Source organism: Pseudomonas protegens, assembly GCF_003732485.1.
Lineage (GTDB): Bacteria > Pseudomonadota > Gammaproteobacteria > Pseudomonadales > Pseudomonadaceae > Aquipseudomonas > Aquipseudomonas protegens_B.
The window spans coordinates 403,087-412,894 of the sequence record NZ_MOAK01000080.1; the positions used below are offsets into that span (position 1 = coordinate 403,087).

At 63.5% G+C, this 9,808-nt stretch carries 9 protein-coding genes; 4 read left to right on the forward strand and 5 right to left on the reverse strand.

Annotation, left to right across the window (positions count from 1 at the left end; all coding sequences use genetic code 11):
- The 3 genes from BLX41_RS23125 to BLX41_RS23135 all read left to right on the forward strand — a co-directional run.
- The coding region (locus tag BLX41_RS23125) for an SPFH domain-containing protein (RefSeq protein ID WP_148059769.1) at nucleotides 1–858 on the forward strand (858 nt) is incomplete at its 5' end.
- A 10-nt stretch (nucleotides 859–868) separates the two neighbouring features.
- A complete protein-coding gene (locus tag BLX41_RS23130) occupies nucleotides 869–1,318 on the forward strand; it encodes an NfeD family protein (RefSeq protein ID WP_123726749.1) in 450 nt (149 codons plus the stop codon).
- Nucleotides 1,319–1,389: 71 nt separating this feature from the next.
- A complete protein-coding gene (locus BLX41_RS23135; RefSeq protein WP_123726750.1) occupies nucleotides 1,390–1,707 on the forward strand; it encodes a DUF2388 domain-containing protein in 318 nt (105 codons plus the stop codon).
- Nucleotides 1,708–1,821: 114 nt separating this feature from the next.
- On the opposite strand, the gene gcvP is transcribed toward BLX41_RS23135, so the two are convergent.
- The gene (gene gcvP, locus BLX41_RS23140) at nucleotides 1,822–4,695 is read right to left on the reverse strand and encodes an aminomethyl-transferring glycine dehydrogenase (protein WP_123726751.1); all 2,874 of its coding nucleotides are present in this window, start codon (nucleotides 4,693–4,695) and stop codon (nucleotides 1,822–1,824) included.
- Between the two features lie 191 nt (nucleotides 4,696–4,886).
- On the opposite strand from gcvP, the gene BLX41_RS23145 reads away from it, so the two are divergent.
- Nucleotides 4,887–6,026: a DegT/DnrJ/EryC1/StrS family aminotransferase gene (locus BLX41_RS23145; protein WP_123726752.1), complete on the forward strand. Its 1,140-nt coding sequence runs from the start codon at nucleotides 4,887–4,889 to the stop codon at nucleotides 6,024–6,026.
- Between the two features lie 61 nt (nucleotides 6,027–6,087).
- On the opposite strand, the gene gcvH is transcribed toward BLX41_RS23145, so the two are convergent.
- The 4 genes from gcvH to BLX41_RS36080 all read right to left on the reverse strand — a co-directional run.
- Nucleotides 6,088–6,471, reverse strand: coding sequence for a glycine cleavage system protein GcvH (gene gcvH, locus BLX41_RS23150; RefSeq protein WP_123726753.1), 384 nt, complete (start codon nucleotides 6,469–6,471; stop codon nucleotides 6,088–6,090).
- Nucleotides 6,472–6,522: 51 nt separating this feature from the next.
- Nucleotides 6,523–7,605: a glycine cleavage system aminomethyltransferase GcvT gene (gcvT, locus tag BLX41_RS23155; RefSeq protein ID WP_123726754.1), complete on the reverse strand. Its 1,083-nt coding sequence runs from the start codon at nucleotides 7,603–7,605 to the stop codon at nucleotides 6,523–6,525.
- Nucleotides 7,606–7,759: 154 nt separating this feature from the next.
- Entirely contained in the window at nucleotides 7,760–9,376 is a 1,617-nt protein-coding gene (locus BLX41_RS23160) for an ABC transporter permease (RefSeq protein ID WP_123726755.1), read from the reverse strand.
- 110 nt (nucleotides 9,377–9,486) lie between these two features.
- On the reverse strand, nucleotides 9,487–9,808 hold a 322-nt coding region (locus BLX41_RS36080; protein ID WP_259745109.1), incomplete at its 5' end, for an extracellular solute-binding protein.

A 9,808-nucleotide genomic window follows, 5' to 3' on the forward strand; every position in this document is an offset into this window, starting at 1 on the left:
TTCAAGGTCGTGCCCCAAGGCTACCAGTGGACAGTGGAGCGCTTTGGTCGCTACACCAACACCCTCAAGCCGGGGTTGAACATCATCATTCCGGTGATGGACCGCATCGGCCGCAAGATCAACGTCATGGAAAGTGTGCTGGACATTCCCCCCCAGGAAGTCATCACCGCTGACAACGCCACGGTGCAGATCGACGCCGTATGTTTCTTCCAGGTGGTCAACACCGCCCAGGCGGCCTACGAGGTCAACAACCTTGAGCACGCCATCCGCAATCTGCTGCAAACCAATATCCGTACCGTGCTCGGCTCCATGGAACTGGACGCGATGCTCAGCCAACGTGACGGCATCAACGAGAAACTGCTGCGAACCGTTGACGAAGCCACCGCGCCCTGGGGGATCAAGATCACTCGTATCGAGATCAAGGACATCAGCCCGCCCGCCGACCTGATGGCGGCCATGTCCGGGCAAATGAAGGCCGAACGGGTCAAACGCGCCCAGATCCTCGAAGCCGAAGGCCTGCGGGCAGCGGCCATCCTGACCGCCGAAGGCAAGAAGCAGGCGCAGATTCTGGAAGCCGAGGGTGAACGTCAGGCGGCCTTCCTTGAGTCCGAGGCCCGGGAACGTCAGGCCGAAGCCGAAGCCCGAGCGACCCAGGTGGTATCCGAGGCGATCGCCAGCGGCAACGTCCAGGCGATCAACTATTTCGTAGCGCAAAAATACATCGATGCCCTGGGCAAGCTGGCCTCGGCCAATAACAGCAAGGTGATCCTGATGCCACTGGAGGCCAGTCAGGTGATCGGCGCCGTGGGCGGCATTGGCGAAATCGTCAAGGCCACGTTCGACGGCAAGAAGGTCTGAGGCTCGATCCATGTTGGCATTCCTGCACGCCCTATCGTTCTGGGACTGGCTGGCCCTGGGCACCGTACTGCTGATCTTCGAGGTGTTCGGCGCCGGCGGCTATCTACTGTGGATCGGCCTGGCGGCTGCCGCCGTGGGGGTCCTGACCTTTCTGATTCCCGGCCTGAGCTGGGAGGTGCAGTTCCTCCTGTTCGGCCTGTTCTCGGTGCTGACCGCCCTGTACTGGTGGCGTCGCCAGCGCAACATGGTCCGCCCCAGCGACCAGCCGAACCTGAACCTGCGGGGGCAGGAGCTGATCGGCAAGACCTTCGTGGTGCAGCAGGCGATAGTCGACGGCCGGGGCCGGATCAAGGTCGCCGACGGGGTGTGGATCGCCAAGGGCGCCGACGCGCCTGTAGGCGCCCGGGTGCGCGTGATCGGCCAGGAAGGCGCTATTCTGCTGGTCGAAAACCTTGACTGATGGGTCACGGAACTCCGCTGGGGTATCTAGAATCAAACTGTTCAGATAACCCCCAGTTGGAGTCACCCATCATGCGTCTGAAAATTGCTGTCGCCACCCTTGCCCTGCTTTCTCTCCCTGTTGGTTCGGCAATGGCCGACACCTTCTGGCGTAACGTCATTTCCTCCGGTGCCACCACCGGCTCCACTTACCTGACTTTCAAGGATCACAAACTGATCGTCGCCGCCCAGGACGACGCAGGCAGCTTCGTCGCCAGCGAAGGCAGCATTCGCGGCCCGTACCTGGAAGCCGCCATGCAAAAAGTCCGCGCCGACAATCCCGGCCTCAAGGCCACCGACATGGAACTGGCCAACGCCATCCTGGCCAAGAACGCCGTGGCCGAGCAATAACCTCGCCCCAGGGATGGCCACGCAAAACGCTGACCTCAGGGTCGGCGTTTTTTTTGCCCGGACAACAGTCCAGGCAGTCGCCCAACGCGTCTACGCCCTCCTGCCGGGGCTAATTCAACGGTAAGCCTCCACCGGGACACAGGCACAGAACAGGTTGCGGTCGCCGTACACGTTGTCCACCCGGTTCACCGCCGGCCAGTACTTGTGGGCCCGGGTATGGGCACTGGGCAGCACCGCCTGCTCGATGCTGTAGGGCCGCTCCCAGATCCCGGTGATGTCCACCAGGGTATGGGGCGCGCCCTTGAGCGGATTGTCTTCGGCCGGCCAATTGCCCTCCTGGACCTGGGCGATCTCGGCACGAATGCTCAGCATGGCCTCGACAAAGCGGTCCAGCTCGACCTTGGACTCACTCTCGGTGGGCTCCACCATCAGCGTGCCGGGCACCGGGAACGACATGGTCGGGGCATGGAAGCCGTAGTCCATCAGACGCTTGGCCACGTCCTCCTCGGTAATCCCGGTCAAGGCCTTGAGCGGCCGCAGGTCGAGAATGCATTCGTGGGCTACTCGGCCATTACGCCCGCTATAGAGCACCGGGAAGGCACCGTTGAGCTGGGTGGCCAGGTAGTTGGCGGCGAGGATCGCCACCTCGCTGGCATCCGCCAGTTGCGGCCCCATCAGGGCGATGTACATCCAACTGATGGGCAGGATACTGGCGCTGCCCCAGGGCGCCGCGCTGACCGCGCCATTCTCCGCAAGCGGCCCGTCGATCGGCACCACCGGGTGATTGGCGACAAAGGGCGCCAGATGGGCTCGCACGCCGATGGGCCCCATCCCCGGCCCGCCGCCGCCATGGGGAATGCAGAACGTCTTGTGCAGGTTCATGTGCGAAACGTCGGCGCCGATGTCCGCAGGCCGAGCCAGGCCCACCTGGGCATTGAGGTTGGCGCCGTCCATGTACACCTGGCCGCCGTGACTGTGGATAACTTCACAGATCTGGCTGATGCCCTCTTCGTAGACGCCATGGGTCGAGGGGTAAGTGGCCATCAGGCAGGACAGGCGATCGCCGGCGGCCTGGGCCTTGGCCGTCAGATCCTCCAGGTCGACGTTGCCGGCCTCATCGCATTCGACGATCACCACCTGCATCCCGGCCATCTGCGCCGAGGCCGGATTGGTGCCATGGGCCGAGGCCGGTATCAGGCAAATGTGCCGTGCACCTTGCTGGCGGCTCTCGTGGTAACGACGAATGGCCAGCAACCCCGCGTACTCGCCCTGGGCACCGGAATTGGGCTGCATGCAGACGGCATCGAAGCCGGTGATGGCGCACAACCAACGCTCCAGCTCCTCGATCATCAAGGTGTAACCGGCCGCCTGCTCCCGGGGGGCGAAGGGGTGCAGGTCGGCGAATTCCGGCCAGGTGATGGGGATCATCTCGCTGCTGGCATTGAGCTTCATGGTGCAGGAGCCCAGGGGGATCATCGACTGGTTGAGCGCCAGGTCCTTGTTCTCCAGTTGCTTGAGGTAGCGCAGCATCTGGGTTTCGCTGTGATGGGCGCTGAACACCGGGTGAGTCAGGTAGGGGCTGCGGCGCAACAGGCTGTCAGGAAGCCCCGATGCCAGCGCCTCGGCATCCAGTTCGGCGACGTCCAATCCATGGTCCGCGCCGAGAAATACGTCCAGCAGCCGGGCCACTGTGGTTTCGTCACAGGTCTCATCGAGGCTCAGGCCCAACTGCCCACGACCGAGAATCCGCAGGTTGATCTGCAGCGCCTTGGCGCTCTCGATGATCGCGGTCTGGCTACCGCCCACCTCCAGGGTGAGGGTGTCGAAAAAGTGCCGGTTGACCCGCGTTATGCCATGGCGCTCGAGGCCCGCTGCGAGGATGCAAGTCAATCGATGCACCCGCTGGGCAATGCGCTTGAGGCCGGCCGGACCGTGATAGACCGCATAGAAGCTGGCAATGTTGGCCAACAACACCTGGGCAGTGCAGATGTTGGAGTTGGCCTTCTCGCGACGGATATGCTGCTCGCGGGTTTGCAGGGCCATGCGCAAGGCCACCTGCCCCCGGGCATCCTTGGACACGCCGATGATACGCCCGGGCATCGCCCGCTTGTACTCGTCGCGACAAGCGAAAAACGCTGCGTGAGGACCGCCGTAGCCCATGGGCACGCCAAAGCGCTGGGAGGAGCCCAGGACCACATCGGCCCCCAGCTCGCCGGGCGGGGTCAGTACCAGCAGGCTAAGCAGATCGGCGGCCACACAGGCCAGGGCCTGCTGGGCATGCAACTGATCGATCAACGGCCGCAGGTCGCGAATCTCGCCGTGGGTATCCGGGTACTGCAACAGTGCGCCAAACACCTGATGCGCGGGCAAGTTATCCACAGCGTCGACGATCACCTCGAAACCGAAACCCTCGGCCCGGGTGCGCACCACGGAGATGGTCTGGGGATGGCAGTGTTCATCGACAAAAAACAGATTGCTCCTGGACTTGGCCACACGCTTGGCCAGAGCCATGGCTTCGGCCGCTGCGGTAGCCTCGTCCAGCAAAGAGGCGTTGGCCAGATCGAGGCCGGTGAGGTCGATGGTCATCTGCTGGAAATTCAGCAGGGCTTCGAGCCGGCCCTGGGCGATTTCCGGTTGGTACGGCGTGTAGGCGGTGTACCAACCGGGGTTTTCCAACACGTTGCGCAGGATGACCGTCGGCGTCAGAGTGCCGTGGTAGCCCATACCGATCAGGCTGGTCCAGACCTGGTTCTGCGCGGCATAACCCTTGAGCCTGGCCAGGGCCGCCTGCTCGTCCAGTGCCGGCGGCAGGTCCAGGGCACGATTGAGGCGGATTCCCGGCGGTACCGTCTGCTCGATCAGCTCGATCCGACTCCCCAGCCCGAGGCTGGCGAGCATCGCCTGCTGCTCCTCGGCATCAGGCCCCAGGTGCCGGTTGAGAAATGCGCTGGGCTCGCGTAACTGGCTCAGGGATGGCGACGGGGACATGGCAGGCTCTCTCCGGTAAGCGGCGCTCAGCGTCGATGCAACAGGGTGCAAAGCAGCATAGCAGCCGATTCCCCGCGTCGACGCGCTGGCGTCCCGAGGCAATCGGTACCATCATGCACAGCGTCCGCGCGCCGGCCCCGGCGCGCCTCAACCCCTGCTCTCATCGTCCGCTTATCGGGTGCCCCATCGTCATGAGCCAACTGCCTTTCCTGCCGTTCTCCAAACCCACCATCGATGAATCCACCATCGCCGCCGTCGGCGAAGTGCTGCGTTCGGGCTGGATCACCAGCGGTCCCAAGGTCCAGGCTTTCGAAGCCCAGCTCTCGGAATTCTTCGGCGGACGCACCGTGCGCACCTTCAACTCCGGCACCTGCACCATGGAGATCGCCTTGCGCATCGCCGGCATCGGCCCTGGAGATGAAGTCATCACCACGCCGATTTCCTGGGTTGCCACCGCCAACGTGATTCTCGAAGTGGGCGCCACACCGGTGTTCGCCGACATCGATCCGATCACCCGCAACATCGACCTGGCCCAGGTGCAAGCCGCTATCACGCCACGCACCAAGGCCATCATCCCGGTATTCCTGGCTGGCTTGCCGGTGGACATGAGCCGCTTGTACGCCCTGGCCCGACAACACAACCTGCGAGTCGTGGAGGACGCCGCCCAGGCCCTGGGCTCCAGTTGGAATGGCCAACGCATCGGCGCCGGTGGCGACTTCGTGTCCTTCAGCTTCCAGGCCAACAAGAACGTCACCTCGTCCGAGGGCGGCTGCCTGGTACTCAATACCCCGGAAGAAGTGCGTCTGGCCGAGAAATATCGTCTGCAAGGGGTAACCCGCAACGGTTTCGACGGCCTGGATGTGGATGTGCTGGGGGGCAAGTTCAACATGACCGACGTCGCCGCCGCCATCGGCCTGGGGCAGTTTGCTCATATCGAGGCGATTACCGCCCACCGCCGCGAGTTGGCCCGGCATTACTTCGAATGCTTCGGCAGCGACTTCGCGGCCCGCTATGGCGCCCAGCTACCGCCGGCGGATTTCAGCAACAGCAACTGGCACCTGTTCCAACTGGTGCTGCCGGAGCGCAAGGACGGCAAGCCGGCTCGCGCCACCTTCATGGAGCAGATGCAGGAACGGGGCATCGGCATCGGCTACCACTATCCGCCGATTCACCTGCTGAGCCTGTATCGCGAGCGCGGCTTCAAGGAGGGAATGTTCCCGGTGGCGGAACGGGTCGGTCGCCTGATCGTCTCGTTGCCGATGTTCACTGCCATGAGCAAGGCCGACGTGGAACGTGCGGTGGCAGCGGTGAAAGAGGTGTTGCAGGCTTAGAGGGCCTTGGCGAGCAAGCTCGCTCCTGCGCAGCGGGAGCGGGCCTGCTTGCAGGAACGGTTTACTCGCCGATGGCGGCCTTGTAGCCGGCGGCGTCCAGCAGCTTGTCCAGGTCGGCCGGGCTGCTTGGCTTGAGTTTGAAGATCCAGGCACCGTACGGATCGCTGTTGAGCAGCTCGGGGCTGGCGCTCAGCTCTTCGTTGACCGCAATCACTTCACCGGCCACCGGTGCATAGATGTCGGAAGCGGCTTTCACCGACTCCACCACGCCCGCCTGGTCCCCTGCGCCAAACACGTTGCCGACTTCCGTCAGCTCGACGAATACCACATCGCCCAGGGCTTCCTGGGCGTGGTCGCTAATACCTACGGTCACACTGCCGTCGGCTTCCAGACGGGCCCATTCGTGACTGTCGGCAAAACGCAGGTGGGCAGGGATATCGCTCATGTTCTGTGTCCTCAAGAAGAAATGTCAGCGGCGCAATGCCGGTGCAAAAAGTTAGATCAATGTTTTGCCATGGCGCACGAAGGTCGGTTTGACCACCCGAACCGGGTACCACTTGCCACGGATTTCCACTTCAGCACGGTCGGCAGTGGCCATCGGCACCCGCGCCAGTGCGATCGATTTACTCAGCGTAGGGGAGAAACTACCACTGGTGATCTCACCTTCGCCAACATCGGCGATGCGAACCACCTGATGCGCGCGCAAAACCCCGCGCTCTTCCAGGACCAGGCCCACCAATTTCTGCTTTATCCCAGATGCGCGCTCGGCCTCCAGGGCGGTGCGACCGATGAATCTGCGTGAGGCCGGCTCCCAGGCAATGCTCCAGGCCATGTTCGCCGCCAGGGGCGAAACGTCCTGGTGAATGTCCTGGCCATAGAGGTTCATGCCGGCTTCCAGACGCAGGGTATCCCGAGCACCCAGACCAATGGGCGAGATCCCCGCCCCCACCAGATCGTTGAAAAAGGCCGGAGCCTGATCGGCGGGCAGGACGATTTCCAGTCCATCCTCGCCGGTGTAACCGGTACGGGCGATGAACCAGTCACCATCGGCGCCGGCTTCAAAAGGCTTGAGCTGTTGGATCAGGGTGCCCCGGGACTGGGTCACCAGCTCGGCAATCTTGTACCGGGCCTGGGGTCCCTGGATCGCCAGCATGGCCAGCTCCGGACGCTCGCGCAGTTGCACCTGGAATTCACCCAGCTGTGCCTGCATCCAGGCCAGGTCCTGATCATGGGTGGCGGCGTTGACTACCAGACGGTAGGCGTCCTCGAGACGGTAGACGATCATGTCGTCGACAATGCCGCCGCGCTCGTTGAGCATGGTGCTGTACAAGGCCTGGCCAGGGTGCTGCAAACGCTCGACATCATTGGCCAGCAACAGCTGGAGCCAGGTCTTGGCCTGGGGGCCGCTGACATCGATCACGGTCATGTGGGATACATCGAACACACCGCAATCACGTCGCACCTGATGGTGCTCCTCGACCTGCGAGCCGTAATGCAAAGGCATATCCCAACCGCCAAAATCGACCATTTTCGCGCCGAGGGCGAGATGCAGGTCATACAGAGGCGTACGCTGTCCCATGGGTTTCTCCTTCCGGGCGTGGCGAGGGTGCGGACTGGCGCTGTTAGGGTGAAAGCCTTGAAATAGATGGCTTACAGCCGATTTCAGCGTCCCGGCCAAACAACAGGCCGCACCGAATGCCGCGCATTGTAGCCGCAAGGTGGAAGGCTGGCACCTAACCGATTCGATGGGCCGAGCGACGAATCAGGCCAATCACCGGCAGCAGCCCCACCAGCACCAGGGTCAGTGCCGGCAACGAAGCTCGCGCCCACTCCCCTTCACTGGTCATTTCGAAGATCCGCACCGCCAGCGTGTCCCAGCCAAACGGGCGCATCAGCAAGGTGGCGGGCATCTCCTTGAGCACATCGACGAACACCAGCAAGGCGGCGCTCAAGGTCCCGGGCAGCAACAGCGGCAGATACACTTTGAAAAACAGTCGCGGGCCGCTGACTCCAAGACTGCGCGCCGCTTCAGGCAACGAGGGGCGAATCCGCTCCAGACTATTTTCCAGAGGCCCGTAGGCCACCGCGATAAAACGCACCAGATAGGCCAGCAACAAGGCAGACAAGCTGCCCAGCAACAGCGGCTTGCCGGCCCCGCCTAACCAGCCGGACAGCGGGATCACCAGTTCCCGGTCCAGGTAGCTGAAAGCCAGCATGATCGATACCGCCAGCACCGAGCCGGGCAAGGCATAACCGAGATTGGCCAGGCTGACCCCGGCGCGGATGCCTGGGGTCGGCGCCAGGCGTCGGGCGAATGCCAACAGCAACGCCACACTGACGGTGATCAGCGCCGCCATTCCTCCCAGGTACAGGGTGTGGACAATCAGCCCGGCATAGCGCTCATCCAGGTCGAAGCGCCCGCGCTGCCAGAACCACACCAGCAATTGCAGCAGCGGGATCACGAAGGCACAGGCGAATACCAGCAGGCACCAGCCCGTGGCGGCCACGGCCTTGAGTCCAGACAGGTGGTACAACGCCTTGCCCCGAGGCCGCTCGTTACCGGTGCGACTGGCGCCACGGGCGCGTCGCTCGCCGTACAGCACCAGCATCACCGCCAGTAGCAACAGGCTGGCCAGCTGCGCGGCACTGGAGAGACTGAAAAAGCCGTACCAGGTCTTGTAGATGGCGGTAGTGAAGGTATCGAAGTTGAACACCGACACCGCGCCGAAATCCGCCAGGGTTTCCATCAGTGCCAGGGCGACCCCAGCGCCGATGGCCGGCCGCGCCATGGGCAGCGCCACACGCCAAAAGGCCTGCCAGGGCGACTGTCCAAGCACCCGTGCGGCCTCCATCAATCCTTTGCCCTGGGCCAGGAAGGCGTTGCGTGCCAACAGGTAGACGTAGGGATAGAACACCAGCACCAGTACCAGGATCACGCCGCCGGTGGAGCGCACTCTCGGTAGCCGCAAGCCGGTGCCGAACCAATCCCGCAGCAGGCTTTGCACCGGTCCGGAAAAATCCAGTAGGCCGACGAAGACAAAGGCCAGTACATAGGCCGGGATCGCGAAGGGCAGCATCAGCGCCCAATCCAGCCAGCGCCGCCCGGGAAACTCGCAGAGGCTGGTGAGCCAGGCCAGGCTCACTCCCAGCAGGGTCACGCCCACACCCACTCCAAGCACCAGGGTCAGGGTGTTGCTCAAAAGACGCGGCATCTGGGTATCCCAAAGGTGGGACCAGATCTGCTGGTCGACGGCCTGCCAGGACAGCAGCAACACGCTGAGCGGCAGCAGGACCAGGGCCGCTACGGCGAAGACCAGGGGATACCAGCGACGTTGGGCGGGATGGGCCACAAAAAACTCTCGGGCAGATGGGACAGACAAACGTGCTTGCGGACAGCGTTAGTGGCGAGGGCCGTTAAAGAAAACGCCCCGCAAAAGCGGGGCGCAGTATAACGGCAGCCTCAGTTCCAACCAGCACGGTCCATCAAGCGGATGGCTTCGGCCTGGCGCTTGCCGGCGATCTCAACCGGCAGGGTGTCGGCCACGAACTTGCCCCAGCTGGCCACCTCTGCAGAGGGCGCCACCGCCGGGTTGGCCGGGAACTCCTGGTTGACGTCGGCAAAGATCTTCTGCGCTTCAGGCGTGGTCATCCACTCCACCAGCGCCTTGGCCGCTTCCGGATGCGGCGCGTGCTTGGTCAGGCCGATGCCCGACAGGTTGACGTGCACCCCGCGATCGCCCTGGTTCGGCCAGAACAGCTTCACCGCCAGGTCTGGCTTCTGC

Coding starts and splice junctions, on each gene's coding strand:
- gcvT (WP_123726754.1), bottom strand. CDS start 7,605: ATGGGACAGCGTACGCCTCTGTATGACCTGCATCTCGCCCTCGGCGCG.
- BLX41_RS23135 (WP_123726750.1), top strand. CDS start 1,390: ATGCGTCTGAAAATTGCTGTCGCCACCCTTGCCCTGCTTTCTCTCCCT.
- gcvH (WP_123726753.1), bottom strand. CDS start 6,471: ATGAGCGATATCCCTGCCCACCTGCGTTTTGCCGACAGTCACGAATGG.
- BLX41_RS23145 (WP_123726752.1), top strand. CDS start 4,887: ATGAGCCAACTGCCTTTCCTGCCGTTCTCCAAACCCACCATCGATGAA.
- BLX41_RS23130 (WP_123726749.1), top strand. CDS start 869: ATGTTGGCATTCCTGCACGCCCTATCGTTCTGGGACTGGCTGGCCCTG.
- gcvP (WP_123726751.1), bottom strand. CDS start 4,695: ATGTCCCCGTCGCCATCCCTGAGCCAGTTACGCGAGCCCAGCGCATTT.